Source organism: Rhodococcus tukisamuensis NBRC 100609, from assembly GCF_001894985.1.
In the GTDB taxonomy this organism is placed as follows: domain Bacteria; phylum Actinomycetota; class Actinomycetes; order Mycobacteriales; family Mycobacteriaceae; genus Rhodococcus_G; species Rhodococcus_G tukisamuensis.
Map to the genome: position 1 here is coordinate 101,313 of NZ_BCXG01000010.1, position 22,187 is coordinate 123,499.

The window sequence follows — 22,187 nt, forward strand, 5'->3', positions numbered from 1 at the left end:
GGGTGCGGGCCCTCGGCGTGGATGCGACCGTCGCGTCGGTAACATCCACGCCCGCCACGCGATTGACCAGGTGGGAGCTGTCCGACGTAGGGGAGGATCGGAATGCTGAAGAAGCTGATGGCGAGTGCGGCGATCGCGACGGGTGTCGCCGTGGCGGCGGCGCCGCAGGCGAGTGCGGCGGATCAGGCCTACGTTCCGCCACCCGGGTACGAGCTGAACACGAGGTATTTCAAGCTGCCCTGGGAGCCCAGCAGGTCGTGGGACAACAACTCGAACCTGCTCAGCCCGTTCGGTACGAGCGACATCTACTGCTACACCTGGCCGGGGGCCGTGACCGGCCCGCTTCCGCTCGACTGCTTTCAGCTCGATCCGTGGCGGCAGACACACCAGCTGATGCGGATCCCGTTCGCGCAGAACTTGCACATTGTCAATCCGATTCCGACCCCGCCGGGGCAGCTTCCGGGGGCGCTGGGATCGTCCTGACACGCGTCCGCCACGTCAACCCCACGCGGGCCTGCCACTGTCGGCCCTCAGAACCACGCCACCTACCGCTGAAAGCATCAGTGCGAGAAGCATCAAGCCGGTGAGAGGCAGGCTCCGCACAGCCGGCCGCCACCGCGCCGACCGATACCGCCTTCCCCATTCCCCTCGTTGCAGTCGGGGCTCCTCCGCCCGGATTCCCTACCGGCGGCATCATGTATCTGACCGCCAGTACCGATCCGGCGACGCCGGGCGTCACGCGATTCTCCAACGACCGCTACTGCTGCGTCTTCATTCATTGGCGAAACATCTCGACCGGCGCGGCCGGGATCGCATACCTCAGACACACGAACGTCGACGCCCACACCGGGTCCGGAACCGAAGTCGCCACCGTCACGCCGCCGGACGGCCTGCCCGGGTACCCGACACTCATGCTTCTGCCAGGTGCCGGCGCCTGGACGGTCCCCTGACCGGGCTCGGTAGCCGTACCCGGACCGGCTGGGGCGTTGGGCGGGGGAAGATCTATCGCCCCCAGCCGCCGCCGTTGACCGCCTCGATTACGCTGGCCTGCTGGCCGGCCGATGCCGCTTGCCGGCCGTCGTTGGTCTGCAGCAGGCCGAGGGCTGCGCGGGGATCCGTGATGCCGAGTCCCCACCTTGCCCGAGGTGGGGGCTTTCGTCGTCTCCGGAATCAGCGGCGAGGCTGACCGGGCGGTCAGGTACGGCGCGCTGCACGGATCCGGTCCTGTGCGATGGACGCGATCACGCTGCCCCAAACAATCCACAAGGGCCACGGTGCATGCAGTGCCCACAGCGCTGCACCGGTCGCGGCGGTGCTGTCCGAACGGATCGTCCTCGGCGCGATGCTGCGCGGCGACGACCCCGGGTTCACCCAGGACACCCTCGGTCGACTGGCCCCCGCGGCCTTCACCATCCCCGCCCACCGCACCGTCTACGCCGCGATCGCCCGCACCGCCGACACCGGCACCGTCGACCTGTCGACGGTCATGCTCACCCTCGGCGACAACCTCACCGCCGTCGGCGGATTCGAGCAGCTCTCCGCGGCCGTGCAGGAGTCGTTCACCTCCACTGCCCCGACCGACCATGTCGCGCGGCTCGCCGACCAGGCCACCCTCGATCGGCGCCGCGCCGCGCCGCGCTGCAGCAGGCGCTGGCCGCCCTCGACGGCGGCCAGGACCTCGACACCAACCGCGAGTTCCTCCTCGACACCCTCGCCTCGACATCCGCCACCTCGCAGCTCCTCCCGTCGATCCAAGAACAGACCGGTGACTACTGCGCGCTGCTCGACCAGCGCCTGTCCGGGGATGTTCCGACCGGCCTGATGACAGGCTGGAAGCACTTCGACGAGGTCACCCTCAGGCTGCAACCGGGCAGCCTCGTGGTCGTCGCCGGCCGCGCCGGTTCCAGCAGAACGGGAGGAAGCGATGCGATCGCACCGAATCCGCAAGCGAGCTTGAGGGAGTATCCACGCTTTCCCTTCGCCGGCGCAGGGTCGTCATGGCTGTCGCTGAGCGCAGCAGCGGGGCCGACTTTTTGCTTGGGACATGACGTCGGTGATCGGAATTCTCGATGGATGCTCTGGGGTTCGATTCGCGTGGCGCATTCCGCGAAACTCCCGAAATTCGAAGAACTCGAATGGACGGACAAGAGTGGAACCCGAAAAAGCGCCGACGCTAGCAAGTGCTCCAGCATCGGCTGTCTGTACAGTCTGCCGCCAGGGTAGCGACGACCGTGACAGGCAGCGTGGTCATCGATGCTCCTCTATGCCCGATGCTCAACGGCATACCCTCGTCGCCGTATCGAAAGGTGAATGGCCATGCGCGCCGTGCAGCCGCTCCACATAGGCCCCGACCCTTGCTGCGCCGTCGCCGAGGGCTGCTCATGTCTTGGTTTCACCTTGCTTGGGTCGGCTACGTGCCAGAGGTGAGGAGGATATGATCGAACGCTCCACGCACGTCGAACGGGATGTCGAGGGCGGTCGGTAGAGCTGCGACCAGTTCCTCGGCCACGACACGAAGCTTGACGTTGAACTGTTGAGACTTCCAGGTGAGGACATCGAATGCGCGATCGGCAGAGATGCCGTAGATCACCATCAGTGCGCCTTTCGCCTGCTCGATGACCGTGCGGGACTCGATGAATGCGGCGACGTCTTCGGTGATGGTGCGGTCGACGTCGCTGCGGATGGAGTCGGTGACGTCGATGTAGAAGCCTGACATCCCGACGACACACCCGTCGGCCGTGATGCGCTGACCGACGCCCACGACGTAGTGGACCTTGCCTGCGGTGTCGATGATCCGATGCCTGCTGCTGAATGGCTCGCCGTCCTGCAGTACCCGCCGCATCAGCTTCGCCGCGCCGTCGCGGTCGTCGGGATGCTTGTGCTCGAGCACTAGCGCGGTGGTAGGGACGATCTCACCGGGCTCGTAGCCGTGCATGCGGGCGACCGCGTCCGACCACTCCCACCGGTCACCATCGAGGTAGAAGCGGAAGCTCCCGACCCGTTCGAGCTGTTCGGACATCAGGACTGCACTGGGTTGTCGCTGCGCGTCGCCACCAGACAATTCTCGCACCGTTCACATCGAAAGTTCACTCCTCGCGGATCATCGGAGAAGTTGCACCACGCTGGCCCATTGATCTCTCTTTGGGCTGGTCGGTTCACAGGAGAGGGGCTGGTCACCTTGCAGCGTCCTGTCGGCAGCCGCCCCGTTCCCGCGAATGCTCGTGTCCTGCTCACTGCGTGACCTGCGGTATTGGCCGTGGCCTTCCTCCTTCTTTGTGCACGCGTGTCTAGTGGAGGCCGCCACCCGGCCCTCCAACTTGCGTGCTGAATGGCTGCGTGACTGATTGAAGCGATTCCGGCACACGGTGATCGAAGGTCAGCCCGTCAGATAGCCAGTGCTGCCAAGATCACCGCAACGAAGATGATCAAAGCTATTGTTGCAGTGACGATTGCGGCTGCTTCCAGTAGAACGGGAGGTAGCGCTGCGGCCACACTGCATCCGGAAGCGAGCTTGAGAGAGTATCCGCGCTTTCTCTTCGGCGACATCGGGTCGTCATGGCTGTCGCTGTGCTCAGCGATGGGGTCGATTTTCGCTTGGGACCCGACGTTGGTGACCGGATCTGTCGATGGGTGCTTTGGGGTTCGATTCGTGTGGTGCATTCCGCGTAACTCCCGAACTCGAAGAACTCGAATCGGCGAACGAGATGTGGAATACGCGAATGCGCCGACACGAGCAACTGCTCCAGCATCGGCTGTGTACTCAACCGGTCGCCAGAGTAGCGGCAACTATGACAGGCAGCAAGGACATCGACACTTCTTCTAGCCCGATGTTCAAACTGCGTCCCATCGACGTCGTCGGAAAGACGAGCGTCCACGCGCGCCGTCCGGCCGTTCCGCGTACGGCACCGGTCATTGGTTCCCCGCCTTATCGGCGCCGATGGGGCGGCCGCCTGCAGCGACGCCGGTCGGTGCGGGCCGGGGTTCGTGGCGACGCGGGTGTTCGCGGACGAGGAGTTGGCGTGTCTGCGGGAGTTCCCGGAGATCAGTCGTGAGAGCTGTTCCGGTACTTCACGCTCACCGGCGCGGATATCGCGTTCATCGTGCCGGTAGGTGAGCTCTCAGATGTCGTGCCCTTGCGGCTGGGCTGCGTCCGGCCGCGGACCGTACCGCTCGATGTATGCCCGATGGATGTGCGCCTCCCGTTTGCGCTTTTGTACGTCGACGAGTTCGGGATCGAGACCGTGCTTGGCCAACATCTGCCGGCGCCACGCATTGTTGAATGCATGCGAGAAGATGACCACCCAGATGAAGATCGGCAGCGTCATCTCGGCGTGGACATACAGCGATGCCGGGATCAGCCAGAACGGGGCAAGGAAGAGTGCGGCTGGGATGGCGGCCCGGATCATCCACCGGCCGATGGCGCCCTTCCCGGTCAGATCGTTGCGCACCCAATCCCGCATCGAATCGGGCAGCCGTCGACCGTAGCTGTAGCCGATGTACTCCATGACGTTCGGTTTGCGGCGGGGGGTGTCGCTGCTCATGTTCTTGCTCCTGTAGGTGGTGTGGAGATGATCCGACCCGTTACTGCAGCCGCCGTCGGTCAGCATGTGGCCAGGGCGTGCTCCCGGGCGCTACAACACAGGAGTTCGCCCGAACAGCTCACGCACGATGTGGCGGCGATCAGCCGGGTCAGGCCGGCGTGGATGCCCTCGAGCTCGGGCAATGTCATGCCGAGCATTTTGATGGTCGGGCGGGAGATCGATGATGACCTGTCGTTCGTCGGGTGCGGGTGCGGGTGCGGGTGCGGGTAATCAGGCAGGCGCTCGAGCAGTGGCGACAGGGTGGAGTCAAGTTGGATCGCGTCACCTGTCGCTTTCACCGACATCGACGCCTCGCCTCACAGTGCCGACATCACCAGGTACTGCGAGTCCTGTCGAAACATGCTCGGGAATGACAGTGCCCGTGCGGTAGATCAGGGCTCGCGTCAGCGCACCCACCGCTCGAGTCTGGACCTCCAGTGCCGCATCGACAGCCGCCAACGCAAACACAGCCGGGCCTCCGATCCACAACGGAACACGCACTACTCCTCCTCGGGGTATCACCAATCTGAAACGCCGTAGCGAAACGCCAGCTCATCGATGGGATCCGGTGGTGGACACCAACACCCCGCCGTGAGCACCTCCGGTCAGACCCGTGCACCCACGGCCGCGTGGCGGTACACGGCGGTCTCGAAGTCCAGATAGCCGCCGAACGAGGTGGGGTCGGCAAAGGGCAGGATCTGCGTGGCCCAGTAGCCGGCGACACCGGTGCGCCGGTCGATCCAGTAGTACGAGTTGGCCAGTCCGGCCCACCCGAGGGATCCCGCAGGCCGCCCGGTGGACGCGTCCTCCTCGTTCACCATGAAGGTGTATGCCCACGACTTGCGCTGTCCCGGAAAGAATTCGGCATCGTTGGAGAGGGTGGGAATCACCCCGGGCAGCATCGTCACCTCTTGCCCGTCGAGGCCGCTGCGCGCCGCGGCCGCCGCCGTGTCAGCGCGCAACACCCGGCCACCCGGCGCGTCGCCGTCGTTCAGCCACATCCGCAGGAACTTCAGGTAGTCGCCCACCGTGGAGTACAGGCCGTGCCCGCCCATGTGGACCTCCGGGTCCTGGGGCAGCACCAGGTCCAGCGGGGTGAGGCTCCCGTCGGCCTCCCGCTGGTGGATGGCGGCCCGGCGGCTCGCCATCGACCCGGTCAGGGCGAACGACGTGTCGCGCATGCCCAGCGGCTCAAACACGCGCTCGGCCATCACCGCGCCGAGCCGCTTGCCGCGGACGGCCTCGACGACCTGACCCGCCCAGTCGATGTTCGACCCGTACTGCCACTTCTCACCGGGATCGAAGAGCAGCGGCGTCGTCAGCGACGCCTTGGCCCCGGTGATCACGCTGGGCTGGCCGTGCTCCACGCCGAGCCTGTTGTAGACCTCGTCGAAGAACTCGTAACCGAAACCCGCGGTGTGCAGCAACAGCATCCGCGTGGTGATGTCCCGCTTCGGGGCCCGCAGCACCGGAGCGCCCTGCCCGTCGAAGCCATCGATGACTTGGATGTCGCCGAGCGCGGGGACGTATTCACGCGCGGGTGCGTCGAGGTCGAGCAGGCCCTCTTCGGCACACTGCAACACCGTGGTGCCGGTGATCGCCTTGGTGGTGGAGAAGATCGCGAAGACGGTGTCGGCGGTCATCGGCTGGTCACCGGCCAGCGACCGGACGCCCGCGGCGCCCTCGAAGACGGTCCCGTCGCGGTCGGTGACCATCGCGACCACGCCGGGCACCCGAGGTGCACCATCCCGGGTCACACCCTCGAGAACCGCGCCGAGCGCGGCGTTGAGATCGGACATTCCACTCTCCTGCCATGTCAGGGTCAATGTGGGACGTGATGCTAGGGCCGAGCGGCGGGGTACGACGTCTCGCTTCGGCACGACCCGTCTCGGTTCGGCACAAACCTCATGGCGCGCGTCAGAGTCGCGCCCGGCGCACGGTCTCGGCCGGGTTCTCGCCGAAGCGGCGGCGGTAGGCCGCGGCGAATATCCCCATGTTGACGTAGCCCCAGGCCCCGGCGGCCTCGGTCACCGTCGTCGCCGGTCGCGTCAGCAGCTCCCTCCGCACCCCCTGCAGGCGCTGTTCACGCAGGTAGTCACGCGGGGTGGTGTCGAGATATCGGCGAAACGCGCCCGAGAGTGCACGCACACCGACCCCCGCGGCGAGCGCGATCTCGGACGCCGTTGGCAGCTCGCGGGCGTTCTCGTCGATGTATCGCACGGCGCGACGCACGTAGCCGGGGGCATCGAGTTCGGTCGACGGGCCGAGGTCGGTGCCCGCGCGGGCGGCCCAGTCGGTGAGCAGTTGCGACCCGATCAACTCCTGCAGGTTGACAGCGATGCGGCCGCCGGCGGCACGGTCCGGGGCCTGCGCGAGGGTGCGCACGACGTATTCCATCAGCGCCAACCAGGTACTACCCGGGCCGCCGATCACGCACTTGTGCTGCCACAGCTGATCGTCGGGAATGCGGCCCCACCAGCGCAGCGCCAGGTCCGCCAGCAGCTGGTGCGGGATGGTCAAGTTCAGCTGCAGGTGGTCCGGATCCGCTTCCAACTGGTAGTCGACGCGGCTGCAGTCGGCCACGAAAGTGCCGCCGCTAGTCACCTCGGCCGAGGTGCCGGGGGCCACCGAGTGCCGGGTGAGGCCGCGGATCGTAGTGAGCACCAAGACATTTCCTGCCTCTGGCGCGAACTCGTCGATCGTGACTGGGACACCGTAGCCGAACCGGGTGAGCGTGATGTCGGCGATCTTCGCCGAGTACATGCTCGCCGCCGGTGTCAGACCGCGACCGATCGGACGAACGACGTACGGCATGTAGACCGAGTCGGACCACGCCTTGATCTCGTCCCAGTCCTGTGACAGCGCCGACCGGCGCACCCCATCTGCTCTCCAGAGGGGGTCCAGGTTGATCGCGTCGGCTATCGGCTCCATCGCTGGCCTCCGGTCGGCATGACCCCAGGATATGGGCGGACCTCGGCCGGGCGGGTGCGGGGACCTCCTCCGTCGGCCGGCGCGCCGCCAGGGGCCCGGCAGAGTGAGATAAACCCATGTCAGACAGCCGGAGTAGATCGACCGACTGCTGGGCGTGACGACCGTGGTGACCTAACGCGGCGGCGATGTTCGTGTGCCCGGCCAGTCGGAGCAAGCTGATGACGGTGTTGCGGAGGGCTGCCATGACCTGCGGTCCGGTGCCGGTGCGGATGGGTGCTTGGGTCTTCGTCGAAGACGACGTCCCGCACCCAGTGCAGTCGGTTCTCGATGCCCCCACGGCGGGCATGGGAGAGCCAACGTGCAGTTCGCAAGGGGCGGTGACCGACTACGGAAGCTGGCCCGGCAGGACCGGGTACACGGGAGGGCCCTACAACGCGCTCGAATGCTGGAACCTCAGCGGCGTTGTCTGTGGTGTGGCTGTCGGCCCCTACGGACAGGCGTATCTCAGCATTCCTGCGACTGGCGTCTCCCATGCGCGCTGGTAGCACTTTCGTTTGACCACCGAAGCTGTACAAGAGCATCGGCGCCTACAGCGGGTGCGCGGAGACCAGTACCCCGGCCGGTCGCGCCTACATGGACATGGTTGTCGACTCGCGTGGTGGCGGCGACGTCACGAACATGTGGGGCGCCAGAACGATCCGGCGTGGGTCGAGAACGCCCCTGTGGCCCAGGCCGAGAAGCTGCGCGGCCAGAACATGTACATCTCCACCGGAAACGGCCTGCCCGGCCCGCACGACACGTTCGAAGAGTCCGGCAGCAGCGCGAATGCTCTCCCGGATGCCCCTGTCCGGTACCAACTCGTCTACAGCGTCGACTCTTGGCGTACTCCCGGCGTCGACGATCTCCTCGCTCGGTTTGCCGCAGACGTCGACGTCCGCGTCCGTGAATCGGCAGCATGGGTCCGCTCCGAGCACCGCCGGACAGGCCGAGCTGAGGCGTAACAGCCAGGCCAACTGGGGCAGCGGGCGACCCCTACGTGCGATGGTGGACTCGTACAAGGGGTTCAGGGTGACCGGAGGGGAGCAGACGGTGCAGGTACGTCGTGCGGTAGCGGGTTTGGCAGTCACGGGTCTTGCTCTCGCAGTGGTGGGCTGCGGCAGCGGAGGCAATGAAGTTGCCGGTGTGGGAACAGACATCGCCGCGGCGGCGGAATCCGTACCCATTCCCGACAAGGTGGTCGTACACCGACCGGGCCTCATCGACACCGACATCTCCCCGGCCGCGGTACCTGCATGGCCGGGACCGCACCCCTCCGAGTTCCTCGAGCCCAGCCCACCGTCGGGAGAGAGCGGTGAGATCGCCGGCGATCAGGCTGCGGCCGTGTATGTGGCGGCACTCGACAATCCAGACGCGCTGTGGAACGTGGGAGGCATTGTGCAGTGGCTGGTCGTCGATCTTCTTCCGTGAGGGTCCTCCGCTAGGGCAGTAGCGCGCCGCACGCGTCGCCCACGCCTTCGAGGCATATCCAAACGCGCACAGCGTGGTGCCCGGCCGCCGCTGCCCAGAGGGCTCGAAGCCGAGCTGCATCTTCAGTGGGGCAGCGGCGAGTCCGATCACTAGGCGGCGCCGCGGGCGATCCCGGTATTCCTGACTCTGGTGCACACGCTGCGTCAAGAATGCCTGATCGACGCCGAGCCCGTCACCGCCTGCACCGCCGCACGTGCGGCGAGTGGGCCGCGGGGCCGCCGGTCGCGCACCGACACGATCACGTACTTGCGGTACAGCGCGTGACCGCGCGGCGCGGGCGGGGGAGAGGAGTCGGCGGCACACGCACCGATGGGTGGTGCGTGGGCACTGGCGCCACCAGTGGTACCCGAGCGTGCAGCGGCACGTGCCGATCTGGATCACGGACTACATCGCCGGGCCGGAGAATGCGCCGATCGTGGTGCGCGACAAGGTCACGCTGGTCGGCTGACTAGGACGACCCGAATCCGAGACCGGCGAGGCTTCCGCCTGCCTCGGGATTCGGGGTGCCCTCGGGGGTGCCGACGGTCAGCGGGTACAGCTTGAGCGAGGTGTACTTCGGCAGCATGTAGCCGTTGGCAGCTTCGTACTGGCCGCACACGAACCCCGCCACGTATTTGCCGTCCGCGACCGCAGGGATCACGGCCTCGCCAGACTGTCCGGCGTCCAGATAGAGAATGCGGGCAACCGTTGCCGGGTTCCCAGTCATCGCGCCGCTGGGGGAATCGGGCTGGTACATCAGCCAGCTCGCCCGGTTCGCCTCCAGATCGATGTCGGGGCTCGTGCGGATACGGTTGGCGCTCGCCTCGGTATGTACCCACGGCCCACGGCAACTGTTGGTCCCCGGCGCGCCCAAAGGGCCGGGCGTTCCGTGAACCGACATCGTCGCCCGGATGGTGTTGCCGTCAACTCGGATGGTGACGTCGGCGGGGAGCTCATCGGTGGGGAGGTCGCCGGCGGCCGCGGTACCGGTGACGGCGATCGCTGCTGCCGAGCCGAGCACGCAACCAACTTCGACGACCTCAACTGCCGCACCGACCAGCCCGGTCAACGAACCGCAGGAGACGGCGTCCACGTCGGCCACCCCAGGAACCGCCGGGAATGTCGTTGGGCGGTGTGGACCAGGACGACCGACCGGACGCCGGACTCCTTCGGCACCGGTACTGGATCCGCTGACCGCGTCTGCTTGGTCTGGATGGCGGCCCGGTCCTGTGGTTACAGCTCGAGGTGGTCGACGCAGCGTGAGAGCAGCGAGGTGAGGGTGGGCGATGCGCCGGTATCGGGTGCCGCGGTGATCACCAGTCGTGCCCGCGCCGCGGTTCCGGTGAGAATGCGTCCGAGAACCACCTGCTGGGGCGGCGGCAGGTGTTCCACGTTCTCGATGGTGAGCACCCCCTCGTGGGTGAGCACCAACTCGACCATCCGCGCGATCCAGGACTGTTCGCCTTCGCGGGCGAGATCGGCTGCGTCGATCCGTGTCACCTCGAGCCGGCCGGCGATGTCCCGGACGAGGGCACTGCGAGCCGGCCCCGGCGCACCGGTGACGGCCACGGTGGACGATGCGGTGCGCAACCGTTCCCTCGCTAAGTGACGGCTCGGTTCATCGACTGCACACGCGTCTGCGGCAGTGGCCGTGCGCGGCGCCACGGTCGTGGGTTGCACTACTGCACCGGGTTCGGGTCGAGCATGTTCGGTGTCCATCATGGACCTCCACCTCACCGGTCGGCCGGGGTCTTCGACAACCACCGTTCCCCCGTGCAGAACGAGCGGCGGCGTGGGTCGCGGCGGTCAGGTCGCCGGAGGGCCGCCTGCAGGGCAGCGGTGCCGCCGATCCCGGCGGTCAGCACCAGCAGTAGTTGTGCCACGTTGGTATTCATGCCGACGTCCTCTCCGTTGAGTCGTTCTCGTCGTGGGCAAACATGGCCTCGATTCGGGCCTTGATCTCCTCGGTGCTCATCGAGCCGCCGTGTGCGGTGGTCAGGTCGGTGGGTGTGGTCGTCGTCGATGCGTTCATAGGTGCTCTTCCTGTCGCGAAGTGGTGAGTCGTGCTGTGTGCTCGGGGCGGGTTTCGTTTGTCGTCAGATCATGAGGTCGACGAGGACGACGTACGCGACGGTGAGGACCGCGATCAGCGCGCACAGCGCGATCGATCCGGTCAGTACCAGGGCCGGTACCGAGGCCGCCACCCCGGCGCCGAGCGCGATGGCCGACGTCGCACGGAACCGGGAGACCGGCGGCCGTATGGGGGCCTGGTCGGGGTCGGGCATGCCGGCGGGTTCTACAGGCCGACGGCGTGTTCGAGGGCGCCGAGTTCGTCGTCGAGGTGGCCGAGCATCGGCGCCAGGGGAGGCAGGCTGCGTCGGCAGGCGGTCAGCCCGAACGCGATCTCGTCGTCGGTGCTGGCGCAGGTGATGTTCAGGGCCTGCCCGTCCACCGGGACCGACAGCGGGTACAGCGCGGTCATGCGGGCACCGTTCCAGTACAGCGGTGTGCCAGGTCCGGGCAGGTTGGAGATCATCACGTTCGCCGGCCGGACGGGTCCTCCGAGCCCGAGCATGCCGAGGGCGAGCGGGGCGGCGCCGAGGGCGCTGGTCGCCAGGCTCTGCACCGAACTCATGGCGCGCATCGCGTCCTTGCCCTCCGACATGGAGGTGCGCACGACCTCGAGGCGCCGCGCCGGATCGGCGAGGTGGGTGGCGAGATTGCACATCAGCGTCCCGATCGCGTTGCCGGCCTTCTCATCCAGAGGGTCGCGGCGCAGCGAGACGGGCACCATGGCGATCAGCGGACTCTCGGGGAGTGCGTCGAGGCCGCCCATGTAGGCGCGCAGGGCGCCGGAGCACATCGCGAGCACCACGTCGTTGACGGTGGCGTCGGCGTGCTTGGCGACCAGGCGGAGCCGTTCGATCGGCCAGGACCGCGCCGCGAACCGCCGGGCCCCGCCGATCGGCACGTTGAGCATGGACTTGGGTGCGGCGAGCGAGAGGGATCCGCCGCGATCGCGGCGGGCGCGGTCGACGGTCCCTGCCAGCGCCGGCAGCAGGCCGGCGACCTCGCCGACGATGCCGCGGGCGGTGCGCAGGACGGCCGCGGGCAGGTCGAGCGTGTGGCCGCAGGTGGGCGGGTCCGGCACGAGCCGGAGCCCGCGGCGCTCGCGCACCAGCGGCTCCCACGGTGCGGGCATCTCACGCGCGTCCGGGTCCTCGCTGAGCGCGCTACGTAGCAACTTCATCGCCGAGACGCCGTCCGCGAGGGCGTGGTGGATCTTGAAGTACACGGCGAAGCGTCCGTCTGCGAGTCCCTCGATCAGGTGCATCTCCCACAGCGGCCGGCTGCGGTCGAGCGGGGTGGCGTGCAGGCGGGCGACCAGCGCCATCAGTTCGGTGATCCCGCCGGGCTGCGGCAGGGCGTCGTGGCGGACGTGGTGGCCGAGGTCGACATCGGTATCGGTGTCCCAGCCCCACTGGCCCAGCGTGGTCAGCGACCGCGCGGCCCGTTTACGCAGCAGCGGTGCCACGGCGCCACGGGCGAGCGCCGAATCGAGCATCGCGCGCACGTGGCGTGGGTCGGCGCCGCCCGGCGGCGCAAACAAGGCCAGGCCCCCGACGTGCATCGGATGGTCGCGGGACTCGCCGAGCAGGAACATCGAGTCGGTCGGTGACATCGGGAGCAGCACGAGCCCTTGCCTTCCGTTCCCCAGCGCTAAGAGACCCGGCAAGAGGTCCTTCCCCCGAAGAACTGCGGTTGTGGCGTGTCCAGCCGTAACGGTTGGATATGATTTGTGTCACTAATGTGCATTGCCGGTTCCTATTAAAGCCCATGTCAGACCTGTTGGTCTACTTGGGCATTCGTCGGTCAGGGCTGTTTGACACCGGTTTCGCATCGCCCGCGCCGCGCTCGGCGCGAAGCGCCAGCCCCGTTGTATTTCACGGTTCCGCCTGGTCGCCCCGGCGTTTCCCCCGCCCGGGGCGACTATTCTTACGATGTTCGAAACCGCCGTCGACGGCCGGGCGTCGACGCCGAAAGTTCTGCCGTGCCGTGGGCCGGGTTTCTTCCACTGTGTGAGCCTCAGGGGACCCCGGTCTCCACCTGGGCGAACGTCCAGCAAGGGCGCGCAACCTCGCCCGGCGACGCCCCGACGAGCCTTTTAGAGAACTGCCTTCTCCAGGTCGGCGAGGGAGCGTTCGAGGTGGGCCGGGATCCGCCCGAACTGCGGGACGGTGCGGCGAGAGCCGAACACCCCGACGTCGAGGGACTCGGCCCGGTCGGTTGTTGCAGCCATTCGCCCCGAGCGCCGGGTTCGCGATGACAACCGCCACGGGGAATGCTCGCCTCACAGGTGGTCGACCGCCTCGACCGCGTCGATGCCGATCCGGGGCATCGCACTCGGCCGCACCACTCGCCGCCGCCGTCACGCAGGGGCTGTGACTACCGCCACTACCGCAGCCACGGGTGTAGCGAGTGCGAGAGACACGCCCCGCGAGCCTCGCCCCGGCGGCAGGCCGACGAGGACCCGGTGGTGGGGAAGACGAAGGTCTCCTACGTCCTCGAATCGTTGCCGAGGGTCGGCAAGATCAGGGCCGGGGAGATCGCTGAGGAGGTCGGCATCCCGCCGACCCGGCGTCTGGCGGGGTTGGGGTCGCGGCAGCGTCAGGAGTTGCTCGCCCGCCTGGACTGACCGGCTGCGCGCGGTCGCGGCGACGAGAACACCCCCGTCGGGTTGTCCGACATGTGTCGACACGGGTGTTCGGCGCCGGGGGATCGGGGAGAACGTCGTGCGACTTTCGGGTGGCCGGTGGGCAGGAGCGGCATTTCCCGGGCTACCGGATCGTGCGGCGCCGAGGCGCTCACCGAGTACGACGACGTCGGACGATCCGTTCGTCATCCGGTCGAACTGCGTGAGGTCGAGTCCGGCGCAGAATGCACGGCCTGAGCCGGAGATCACCGCGGCCGACACGTCGGTTCGGTCGGCCGGCTGCAGACCCGTCTCGACAAGTGCATCGCCGACCGGAGCCCATCCGGTCGGCGGTTCGTCGTCGTCGATTCCGAATTTGACTGCGCCCGAGGCGGGTTCGTGACACGGCCGACGACGGTGAACGTTGCCCCCGGCCGGGCGCCGCCTGTGTCAGTGCGCGACGCCTAACCGTTCGAGTCGCGTCACCGCCGCCTCCACCACCGCGAGGGCGACCTCGGCGCTGTCCATCCGGTCACCCGCCTCCTCGGCGGCCCAGTTCCGGCCGTGCGCGTAGGCGCTGAGCAGGTTCCACTGGGTGAGCACCTCCACCGCCGGGTCGGGGCCGCCGAGCGCATCCGGCGGCATGAGCAGGCCGGCCTGGGCGATGATGAAGCTGTCCGAGTCGATGGCGTGGAAGCGGCGCTCGCTCACCCCGGGCCGCAGCTCACGGGCGGCGGCCAGCAGCTCCGCGCGACGCGCGTCGGCGACGGTGCGCTGGCGCGATCCGGCCCGGCACGCCTCCAGGTACTGACCGCGGTATACCTGGTCGCGGTAGCCGAACTGCAGTGTGCGATAGCACCGTTCGTCGACCGGACCGGCCATGAGCCACAGCGCGGTGGCCGCGGTCGTGATGGCGGAGCGGACCAGGGTCGGGTGTGCGAACTCGTGGGGGCCGGCGTCCCGGCTTGCCAGGTCCAGGTGGTCGAGAGCGCTGTGGATGAGCTGGACGACGGTCCCGCGCAGCGAGAGGCCCGACGCCCGCAGCATCCGGTCCGCGACCTCGGCGTCCGAGCCCGGGGCGGTCTCGATGCGGCCGAGCCGGTGCGCCAACTCACCGGCCGCCGTCGACACCGGCTCGCCCATACCCGGAATCTAGACCCCTTCGACGCGGCAGAGTCCCGCTTCCGGTCCGGATCCTCGCCGTCTGCATCCCGTGGGCCCGCGCCCACGTGAGTACCGGACGGCGTGACGCCACGGCGTGGTCCGAACACCTCGACTGCCTCGACCAGCTCGAGGTGCTCGCCGCAGGATTCGACCCGCGGATACCGACGGTGGTCGCGGCGACTTCAACCAGTGTGTCCCGCGGGTCCGGCAACCCGCGCGGATCGCCGACCGGCTGGCCGAGGTGATGGGCCGGTGGACGATCCACACCGCCGGCGACGTCGAGCACGGCCCGCTGATCGACCACGTCGCCTCCGAGCTGAGCTGCACCGGACTGCGGACCTGGCCCGGGCATTCCGCCGACCTCGCGCTCAGCGACCACTCCGGGGTGGTGTGCCGGCTGGTCCCGGCCAGTCCGGTCGGTCCGGACGCAGGGGCGATGGCGTAACCCCCGCTATCGGCCCGCCGGCAGACGTGGCGGTTCGCCCAAGTGGCCCGGCCAGGGTCGCAGTCCTTCTCGGACTTGCTGGTACTTGATCGGCTGGTCGGGAGTCAGGTTCACCAGGCGTGTCTTCCGTACCCACGATTCGGGGACCCAGTTACCGGCAGTGTTCCGCCGCGCGATCACGGCTGGGGCGGGGGAGTACCAGCCCTTGTTCCGGCCGATCGAGTCGAGTTCACCGATCGAGTCGGATTCGTAACAGGGCGGGTGGCCCGACACCATGAAGTGCTTGACCGACTGCCACAGCCCGTACGTCGCCATGCGCGGAATCGTACGTTCCGCGCCGGAGTTCGTGCCGTCACGGCCGTGAGGGTGTGATCGGCCGCAGGGTCTTGGCTCGCGCTGCTGGCCCCGCGTTCCGCCGCCCGAGCACGCAGCGTCTCCGGATCGGCCGCGGTCAGCTCGATGGGCGACGTCGTCGACCGGGGTCGCGCACCGGCGCGCCACCGCGAGAAGATCACCGACACGGCGGAACTGGTGTCGGTAGCCGCCGCGGCGCAGCGTGCCCCGGCGGCCCGCAGCGGCGGCCTCAGCCTGATGCGCGGTCGCCTGCGGCTGGTCCGCGACTAGGGGACCTGGAAGACGCCGAACCCCGGGCCGACCGGCACCTGAGGCCAGACGCCGCTCCAGAGCGGGACGATGCGGGCGGACGCGTTGACGTCGGCGGTTGCGGCGATGGTGCCGCTGCCGGTTGCCACCGTCGCGGGGGTGTAGCGACACCAGTCCTCTGGCGGAACTGGTCGGCTGTAGTCGACGGGCGTCACGGCGCTGAGCACGGTGGTGCCGGCGGCGCCGGTGGTGACGTTGAGCCAGTTCACCGATACGTCGATGCAGTCGAGCGTCGACCTTGTTGCCGGAGGCCCGGCCGTGAACGTCACCACGCCGGGTGCCCCGGTAATCGCCGACGGCGTCACGGTTGCCAGCCGGTACGGCACCCAGCATTGGAACCCCACCGTGCTGCACGCCGAGACGAACGTCGCCGGGACCTGGAACACCGTGGTCGTCGCCGGGACCTGTGGTGGGTTCGCCGCCGCCGCGGCGGATGAGCCGAGCGGTAGGGCCAGGACGGCCGCGGCCGCGACGGTCCCGGTGATCGAACGACGAACACGTGTCTTGCGCATGGCGTGACCTCCGGCGTGGGATCTGCCCCGACCCTGCTGCGGTGCCAGCGTACTCGCGGAGTGCCCCTGCCGTGACCGCCGCAACGAGGACCCCGGAACTGGTCCTGTGCGGGTACGGCGAGGCGAGACCGAGCAAATTCAGGTAGTTCTCACCTGGTCGGGGGGTACCCGCGACGCGGACGCTGTTACCTGGCCGCAGAAACCCCGCGACACCCGAGGTGACCGATGTTCGAATCCGTGACCGAGCTGCACCGCACCTACTTCAGTACGGTGGTCGACCCCGTCAGCGCCGGACTGTCCGGGCCCCACGCGCCGGAGTGGGAGGAGCGGCTGTTGACGGAGCAGCCGACCGTTCGCGAAACGCGGGAGTGGTGCCCGACGGAGCCAGGTGAGGTGGAGGCGTCTCTGTGGATGACGAGCGCCGCATTCCTGTCCAGGATCGTGCGCGAGCTCGGCCACACTCGCGACGACCACGGCGGGTCGGCGATCGCGGACCGGGTGACGGCGCTGTGTATCGACAGCCTGCTGGCCGGGTACGACGGCGACCTCGCGGCCGCCGCGACGCTGGTGGACCGGGCCGGGCACGCGGCGGCGCGCCACGGTGACCTCACCTTGGCCGCGCTCGTGGCCGAGGCCACCGCGTACCTGGCGGTGTTCGACGATGACCTGCGCGGCGCGGTGTACTGCTTCGAGGACTCACTCGCCTCGTGTCGGGCCGGCGGAGGCGAGGAGCAGATCTCGACCCTGCTGGGTCTGGCGGCGGCATACGCCCTGATCGGTGACGAGCGTCGGTGCAGCGACTGCCGCGCCGAGGCCCTCGCAATCGCCGGGACGCGCGGTGACACCGTTCGCCGGGCGGGATAGACAGGGGGAGCGTTACCCTTACTTCGCCAGTTGCGCCGCACAGCCGCCGCGTGGCGGCGCCTGTGATCACGAAGGGATCTCGCCGATGCCATCCGCGGCTCGCGAGCGGGTGGGCAACCTCCCGTACGAGCTCACCAACTTCGTCGGCCGTCGCCGTGAGCTGGCGGAGGTCCGTCGGTTGCTGTCCGAGTCGCGACTGGTGACCCTGACCGGCATGGGTGGTGTCGGCAAGACGCGGCTCGCGCTGCGGGTCGCCGCGAACGTGCAGGACGACTTCGAGGACGGGGTCTGGCTGGTCGAACTCGGCGGACTCCGAGACCCGGCGTTCGTGGCCGACACGGTCGCGGCCGCGCTCGGCCTGCGTGAGCGGATCGGCCGCCCGGCGCAGGTGCTTCTTGCCGACTTCCTGGCCGATCGGAACCTCCTGCTGGTGATCGACAACTGCGAACACCTGGTGCACGAGGTCGCGGCGCTGGCCGAGTCGCTGCTGCACGCCGCAGGCGGACTGCGGATCCTGTCGACCAGCCGGGAGGCACTGGCCACCGGTGGCGAGGTGGTGCTGCAGGTGCCTCCGCTGACGGTGCCCGATTCCGATCGGGCCTCGACGCTGCGCGGGCTGCCTCGCTACGACGCGGTGAAGCTGTTCACGCAGCGTGCCCGCGCGGCGGTCCCCGGTTTCGGTCTCACCGAGGACAACAAGGTGGCGGTGACCCGGATCTGCCAGCGGCTCGAGGGGCTGCCGTTGCCGATCGAGCTGGCCGCGGCCCGGCTGCGGGTGCTGTCGGCCGAGCAGCTGTTGCAACGGCTCACCGACCGATACCGACTGCTGACCACCGGCCACCGTGTCGCCCCGTCCCGGCAGCAGACGCTGCGGCTGTGCGTCGACTGGAGCCACGACCTGTTGGGTGAACGGGAGCGGACGTTGTGGCGGCGGCTGGCAGTGTTCGCCGGCGGCTTCGAACTCGACGCCGCCGAGGAGGTCTGCGGTATCGATTTCGCCGACGACGAGCTTGCCGACGTGCTGGCCTCGCTGGTCGACAAGTCGATCCTGATCCGGGAGGTGGCGGGCGAGGTCGTCCGGTACCGGTTGCTCGAGACCATGCGCGAGTACGGCCGCGAGAAGTTGCAGGACGCCGGGGAGTACCACGACACCCGCCTTCGACATCGGGACTGGTTCGAGGCCCTGGCGCGGCTGGCGCGGGCCGAATGGATCGGCCCACGCCAACTGGAGTGGGCCGACCGGCTCGCCCGCGAGCAGCCGAACCTGCGCGACGCACTGGAATTCTGCGTGAGCGAGCCCGGGCACTCGGGGTCCGGGCTGGCGATGGCCGTTGCGCTGTACCAGTACTGGATCTCGCGCGGCCTGTACGGCGAGGCCAAGAGCTGGCTGGACCGAGCCCTCGCCTGCACCGATGGACACGGGCCGGCCGAGCGGATCCCCGGGCTGTGCGCCAACAGCGTGCTCGCCGAGATGCAGGGCGACATCGAGTCCGCTCGGTCGCAGATCGAGGAGATGGGCCGGCTCGTCGACCAGGTGGACGACGCGGCGACTAGGACGCTGCTCGACCTCGGCACCGGTTTCCTGTCCATGTTCTCCGGCGACCTGCCGCGCGCCGTGGACTGCTTCGAGTCGGCCCTCGCAGGATTCCGTGCCGAAGGCGACCTGCTCCAGCAGGTCGAGGCGCTGTTCGGGCTCGCTCTGGCGCGGGGGGTGTGGGGTGACCCGGACCGCGCCATCGCCTGCCAGGAGGAGGCGCTGGCCATCACCACATCCCATGGCGAGTCGATGTACCGGTCGTACGTGATGTGGACGCTCGGCATGGCACTCTTCCAGCGCCGTGAGCTGGCCCGCAGCACGGACCTGATCGAAGAGGGACTGCGGCTGACCCGCGAGGTGGGCGATCCGCTCGCGACGTCCACCTGCCTCGAGACCCTCGCCTGGATCGCGTCGGATGAAAACCGAGCCGAGCGGGCCGCGGTGCTGATGGGTGCCGCGGTCTCGGTCGGCGAGTCCGCGGGCAACCCGACGATCGTCATCCGTGACCTGCACGGGCACCACGACCGAGTGTGGGAGGACGCTGGCCGGGTCCTCGGCGCCCGCGCCTTCGAGGCCGCCTACGGCCGCGGTCGGCACCTCGACATCGACGCAGCGGTTGCCTACGCCCTCCACGACAGGGCACCCGTCACGCCGAGAGCGGGTGAACCGGGTGTCCGGCTCACCCGACGGGAGCGAGAAGTCGCCGAACTCGTCGCGCAGGGACTGACCAACAAGGCCATCGCGGAGCGACTCGTGATCTCGCAGCGCACCGCCGAGGGGCATGTGGAGAACGCTCTCGCGAAGCTCGGATTCACGACCCGCACGCAGATCGCGGCCTGGGTTGTCGTGGACGACACAGGTCCGGCCGCATAGGCCCCGGGGTTCCTGAGCGGGCCCAGCGGTGTTGTGCGTACCCGGTGGCGGTCCTAGGGTTGGGGTTCTCCGAGCGCAAAGCGGCAACGTGATGCACGAGATGTCGATCACCCAGAGCATCGTCGATGCCGTGTGCGAGCGTGCGGCCGGTCGCCGGGTGCGCCGGGTGAGCGTGCAGGTCGGCGCCCTGTGCGCCGTGGTCCCCGACTCGATGCAGTTCTGTTTCGAACTGGTCACCGAGGGCACCGTCATGGAGAACGCCCGGCTCGACATCGACCAGCCGCCGGGACTGGCGCGCTGCCACTCGTGCGGGTCGGAGTTCGAACTGCGCGACCTCATCCTGCTGTGCCCCTGCGGGAGTGCGGACGTGGAGATCCTGGCCGGCCGAGAGCTGCGGATCATGTCGATGGAAGTGAGCTGAGCCATGTGCGCGACATGCGGATGCGACGACCACACGGGGGCACTGGTCACGGTGCCCGGCGCACCCGGCCACCCACACGAGCATCCATACCCACACGAGCATCCACACCCCCACGGACACGAGCACCCACACTCGCCGCCCAGCGAGACGATCACGCTCGAGCAGAAGGTGCTCGCCAAGAACGATCTGCTGGCGGCGTCCAACCGCGCGTGGCTGGCCGAGCGCGACATCCTCGCGTTCAACATGACCAGCTCGCCCGGGGCGGGCAAGACGACGCTGCTCGAACGGACCATCCGGGAACTGGGCGGACAGCGGCCCATCGCCGTGATCGAGGGCGACCAGGAGACGTTGCTCGACGCCGAACGGATCAAGGCCGCCGGGTGCTCGGTGGTGCAGGTCAACACCGGCGCGGGCTGCCATCTCGACGCCGAGATGGTGCGGCGGGCGCTGGAGACGCTGGATCCGCCGGCCGGGTCGCTGCTGTTCGTCGAGAACGTCGGCAACCTGGTGTGCCCGGCCCTGTTCGACCTCGGCGAGCGCAGCAAGGTGGTGGTGATCTCGGTGACCGAGGGCTCCGACAAGCCGCTCAAGTACCCGCACATGTTCGCGGCCGCCGGCCTGGTGATCGTCAACAAGACCGACCTGCTGCCGTACGTCGACTTCGACCTCGACGAGTGCGCCCGGTACGCGCGTTCGGTCAATCCGGACGTCCGGATCCTGTCCACGTCGGCAACTCGCGGCGACGGCGTAATCGATTGGTACACATGGATAAACGAGCAGTAGCGGTGCTGCGGAGGGCCTCGTCGCCGTTGACAGTGCCCTTTCCGCGGGTGTAAACCGTGAGGAGCGTCACACAAGTGGGCCGAGGGTCGACTCCGGTGACGTAGGGGCGCTGCCCTGCCCCGGAGAGCGGCAATGATGCCTACCAAGGCGGCAGTCAAAGCCGAAGAAACACTGATCCACGTGCTGTGGATCAACGCGGGACTCAGTTGTGACGGTGACTCGGTGGCACTGACCGCCGCCACCCAGCCCAGCGTGGAGGAGATCGCGCTCGGCGCACTGCCGGGCCTGCCCAAGGTGGCCATGCACTGGCCGCTGATCGACTTCGAGTGCGGACCCGCCGGCGGCGCCGACGACTTCCTGGAGTGGTTCTGGAAGGCGGACCGCGGCGAACTCGAACCCTTCGTGCTGGTGGTGGAGGGGTCGATCCCCAACGAGAAGCTGCACGACGAGGGGTACTGGTGCGGATTCGGCAACGACCCTGCGACCGGTCAGCCCGTGACGACCAGCGAGTGGCTCGACCGCCTGGCCCCGAAGGCGACCGCGATCGTCGCCGCCGGGACCTGCGCGACCTACGGCGGAATCCACGCGATGGCGGGCAACCCGACCGGCGCCATGGGTGTGCCCGACTACCTCGGCTGGGACTGGAAGTCCAAGGCGGGGATCCCGATCGTGTGCGTGCCGGGCTGCCCGATTCAGCCGGACAACCTGTCGGAGACGCTGACGTACCTGCTGTACATGGCCACCGACCAGGCTCCGATGATCCCGCTCGACGAGGCGTTGCGTCCCCAGTGGCTGTTCGGCGCCACCGTGCACGAGGGCTGCGACCGCGGCGGCTACTACGAGCAGGGCGAGTTCGCGACCGAGTACGGATCCCCGAAATGCCTTGTGAAACTGGGCTGCTGGGGTCCGGTGGTCAAGTGCAACGTGCCCAAGCGCGGCTGGATGAACGGGCTCGGCGGATGCCCGAACGTCGGCGGCATCTGCATCGGCTGCACGATGCCCGGATTCCCGGACAAGTTCATGCCGTTCATGGACGAGCCGCCCGGCGGCCTGATCTCGAGCACGGCCTCCGGGATGTACGGGTCGGTCATCCGGCGCCTGCGCAACGTCACCGGTCGCACGCTCGAACACGAGCCGCGGTGGCGCACCCCGGGCTCGACGCTCGAAACGGGAGCCGTACGTACCTGGTAGACCGACCTCTCGAGAGGTAGACCG

Annotated in this window: 26 protein-coding genes and 1 pseudogene; 13 read left to right on the forward strand and 14 right to left on the reverse strand. The window is 68.5% G+C overall.

Features of this window, described 5'->3' with window-relative positions; translation table 11 throughout:
* Positions 1-102: 102 nt before the first annotated feature.
* The 3 genes from RT2_RS13305 to RT2_RS13315 all read left to right on the forward strand — a co-directional run bounded on the left by RT2_RS13305 (position 103) and on the right by RT2_RS13315 (position 1,822).
* Positions 103-483 carry a hypothetical protein gene (locus RT2_RS13305; protein WP_072845260.1) on the forward strand — a complete coding sequence of 127 codons (381 nt, stop codon included), beginning with the start codon at positions 103-105 and terminating at the stop codon, positions 481-483.
* A gap of 212 nt (positions 484-695) precedes the next feature.
* Positions 696-950, forward strand: coding sequence for a hypothetical protein (locus RT2_RS13310; protein ID WP_083577363.1), 255 nt, complete (start codon positions 696-698; stop codon positions 948-950).
* Between the two features lie 281 nt (positions 951-1,231).
* Positions 1,232-1,822 carry a DnaB-like helicase N-terminal domain-containing protein gene (locus tag RT2_RS13315; RefSeq protein WP_083577364.1) on the forward strand — a complete coding sequence of 197 codons (591 nt, stop codon included), beginning with the start codon at positions 1,232-1,234 and terminating at the stop codon, positions 1,820-1,822.
* A 588-nt stretch (positions 1,823-2,410) separates the two neighbouring features.
* On the opposite strand, the gene RT2_RS13320 is transcribed toward RT2_RS13315, so the two are convergent.
* The 5 genes from RT2_RS13320 to RT2_RS13345 all read right to left on the reverse strand — a co-directional run bounded on the left by RT2_RS13320 (position 2,411) and on the right by RT2_RS13345 (position 7,511).
* The gene (locus RT2_RS13320; RefSeq protein WP_072845262.1) at positions 2,411-3,019 is read right to left on the reverse strand and encodes a PAS and ANTAR domain-containing protein; all 609 of its coding nucleotides are present in this window, start codon (positions 3,017-3,019) and stop codon (positions 2,411-2,413) included.
* Between the two features lie 1,099 nt (positions 3,020-4,118).
* Complete coding sequence (locus tag RT2_RS13325; RefSeq protein ID WP_072845322.1) at positions 4,119-4,541, reverse strand: DUF5313 domain-containing protein; 423 nt, start codon at positions 4,539-4,541, stop codon at positions 4,119-4,121.
* A 59-nt stretch (positions 4,542-4,600) separates the two neighbouring features.
* On the reverse strand, positions 4,601-4,885 hold the full coding sequence (locus RT2_RS25900; RefSeq protein WP_139191182.1) for a hypothetical protein: 285 nt from the start codon (positions 4,883-4,885) through the stop codon (positions 4,601-4,603).
* Positions 4,886-5,185: 300 nt separating this feature from the next.
* Positions 5,186-6,379: a methyl acetate hydrolase AcmB gene (gene acmB, locus RT2_RS13340; protein WP_072845265.1), complete on the reverse strand. Its 1,194-nt coding sequence runs from the start codon at positions 6,377-6,379 to the stop codon at positions 5,186-5,188.
* A gap of 118 nt (positions 6,380-6,497) precedes the next feature.
* Complete coding sequence (locus RT2_RS13345) at positions 6,498-7,511, reverse strand: AraC family transcriptional regulator (protein ID WP_083577365.1); 1,014 nt, start codon at positions 7,509-7,511, stop codon at positions 6,498-6,500.
* 1,041 nt (positions 7,512-8,552) lie between these two features.
* Between RT2_RS13345 and RT2_RS13355 the strand changes: the two genes are divergently transcribed.
* Positions 8,553-8,978 carry a hypothetical protein gene (locus RT2_RS13355; protein ID WP_255312533.1) on the forward strand — a complete coding sequence of 142 codons (426 nt, stop codon included), beginning with the start codon at positions 8,553-8,555 and terminating at the stop codon, positions 8,976-8,978.
* A 373-nt stretch (positions 8,979-9,351) separates the two neighbouring features.
* Positions 9,352-9,486: a hypothetical protein gene (locus tag RT2_RS26405; protein ID WP_255312534.1), complete on the forward strand. Its 135-nt coding sequence runs from the start codon at positions 9,352-9,354 to the stop codon at positions 9,484-9,486.
* Here RT2_RS26405 and RT2_RS13360 read toward each other — a convergent pair whose 3' ends face one another.
* From RT2_RS13360 to RT2_RS26410, 7 genes are all read right to left on the reverse strand, one after another.
* Complete coding sequence (locus RT2_RS13360) at positions 9,487-10,119, reverse strand: hypothetical protein (protein ID WP_072845267.1); 633 nt, start codon at positions 10,117-10,119, stop codon at positions 9,487-9,489.
* A 131-nt stretch (positions 10,120-10,250) separates the two neighbouring features.
* Positions 10,251-10,607, reverse strand: coding sequence for a hypothetical protein (locus RT2_RS13365; protein WP_072845268.1), 357 nt, complete (start codon positions 10,605-10,607; stop codon positions 10,251-10,253).
* 143 nt (positions 10,608-10,750) lie between these two features.
* Positions 10,751-10,912 carry a hypothetical protein gene (locus tag RT2_RS25905; protein WP_169888345.1) on the reverse strand — a complete coding sequence of 54 codons (162 nt, stop codon included), beginning with the start codon at positions 10,910-10,912 and terminating at the stop codon, positions 10,751-10,753.
* Positions 10,909-11,049, reverse strand: a complete 141-nt coding sequence (locus RT2_RS25910) for a hypothetical protein (protein WP_169888348.1) — start codon at positions 11,047-11,049, stop codon at positions 10,909-10,911. The genes RT2_RS25905 and RT2_RS25910 overlap by 4 nt, the downstream gene beginning before the upstream one ends.
* A gap of 64 nt (positions 11,050-11,113) precedes the next feature.
* Positions 11,114-11,302 carry a hypothetical protein gene (locus tag RT2_RS13370; RefSeq protein ID WP_072845269.1) on the reverse strand — a complete coding sequence of 63 codons (189 nt, stop codon included), beginning with the start codon at positions 11,300-11,302 and terminating at the stop codon, positions 11,114-11,116.
* Positions 11,303-11,313: 11 nt separating this feature from the next.
* Complete coding sequence (locus tag RT2_RS13375) at positions 11,314-12,711, reverse strand: WS/DGAT/MGAT family O-acyltransferase (protein ID WP_072845270.1); 1,398 nt, start codon at positions 12,709-12,711, stop codon at positions 11,314-11,316.
* 471 nt (positions 12,712-13,182) lie between these two features.
* Positions 13,183-13,317 carry a hypothetical protein gene (locus RT2_RS26410; protein ID WP_255312535.1) on the reverse strand — a complete coding sequence of 45 codons (135 nt, stop codon included), beginning with the start codon at positions 13,315-13,317 and terminating at the stop codon, positions 13,183-13,185.
* 228 nt (positions 13,318-13,545) lie between these two features.
* Here RT2_RS26410 and mihF point away from each other — a divergent pair.
* Positions 13,546-13,713, forward strand: a pseudogene (mihF, locus tag RT2_RS26825) (integration host factor, actinobacterial type); the annotation flags it as partial.
* Positions 13,714-14,160: 447 nt separating this feature from the next.
* On the opposite strand, the gene RT2_RS13385 reads toward mihF, so the two are convergent.
* Positions 14,161-14,853: a hypothetical protein gene (locus tag RT2_RS13385; RefSeq protein WP_072845272.1), complete on the reverse strand. Its 693-nt coding sequence runs from the start codon at positions 14,851-14,853 to the stop codon at positions 14,161-14,163.
* Positions 14,854-15,118: 265 nt separating this feature from the next.
* On the opposite strand from RT2_RS13385, the gene RT2_RS26415 reads away from it, so the two are divergent.
* A complete protein-coding gene (locus RT2_RS26415) occupies positions 15,119-15,319 on the forward strand; it encodes a hypothetical protein (RefSeq protein ID WP_245709277.1) in 201 nt (66 codons plus the stop codon).
* A 459-nt stretch (positions 15,320-15,778) separates the two neighbouring features.
* Positions 15,779-15,943 (forward strand): hypothetical protein, encoded by a 165-nt coding sequence (locus tag RT2_RS25920; RefSeq protein ID WP_169888354.1) that lies wholly within the window; start codon positions 15,779-15,781, stop codon positions 15,941-15,943.
* Here the strand turns inward: RT2_RS25920 and RT2_RS13400 are convergent.
* Positions 15,940-16,494 carry a hypothetical protein gene (locus RT2_RS13400; protein ID WP_072845274.1) on the reverse strand — a complete coding sequence of 185 codons (555 nt, stop codon included), beginning with the start codon at positions 16,492-16,494 and terminating at the stop codon, positions 15,940-15,942. The genes RT2_RS25920 and RT2_RS13400 overlap by 4 nt on opposite strands.
* 225 nt (positions 16,495-16,719) lie before the next feature.
* Between RT2_RS13400 and RT2_RS13405 the strand changes: the two genes are divergently transcribed.
* From RT2_RS13405 to RT2_RS13425, 5 genes are all read left to right on the forward strand, one after another.
* The gene (locus tag RT2_RS13405; protein WP_072845275.1) at positions 16,720-17,358 is read left to right on the forward strand and encodes a hypothetical protein; all 639 of its coding nucleotides are present in this window, start codon (positions 16,720-16,722) and stop codon (positions 17,356-17,358) included.
* Between the two features lie 85 nt (positions 17,359-17,443).
* The gene (locus RT2_RS26725) at positions 17,444-19,768 is read left to right on the forward strand and encodes an ATP-binding protein (protein WP_072845276.1); all 2,325 of its coding nucleotides are present in this window, start codon (positions 17,444-17,446) and stop codon (positions 19,766-19,768) included.
* A 91-nt stretch (positions 19,769-19,859) separates the two neighbouring features.
* Positions 19,860-20,189, forward strand: coding sequence for a hydrogenase maturation nickel metallochaperone HypA (gene hypA / locus RT2_RS13415; protein WP_072845277.1), 330 nt, complete (start codon positions 19,860-19,862; stop codon positions 20,187-20,189).
* Between the two features lie 3 nt (positions 20,190-20,192).
* Positions 20,193-20,972, forward strand: coding sequence for a hydrogenase nickel incorporation protein HypB (gene hypB, locus RT2_RS13420; protein ID WP_072845278.1), 780 nt, complete (start codon positions 20,193-20,195; stop codon positions 20,970-20,972).
* A 135-nt stretch (positions 20,973-21,107) separates the two neighbouring features.
* Positions 21,108-22,163, forward strand: coding sequence for an NADH-quinone oxidoreductase subunit B family protein (locus tag RT2_RS13425; RefSeq protein WP_072845325.1), 1,056 nt, complete (start codon positions 21,108-21,110; stop codon positions 22,161-22,163).
* The last annotated feature ends 24 nt before the right edge of the window (positions 22,164-22,187 follow it).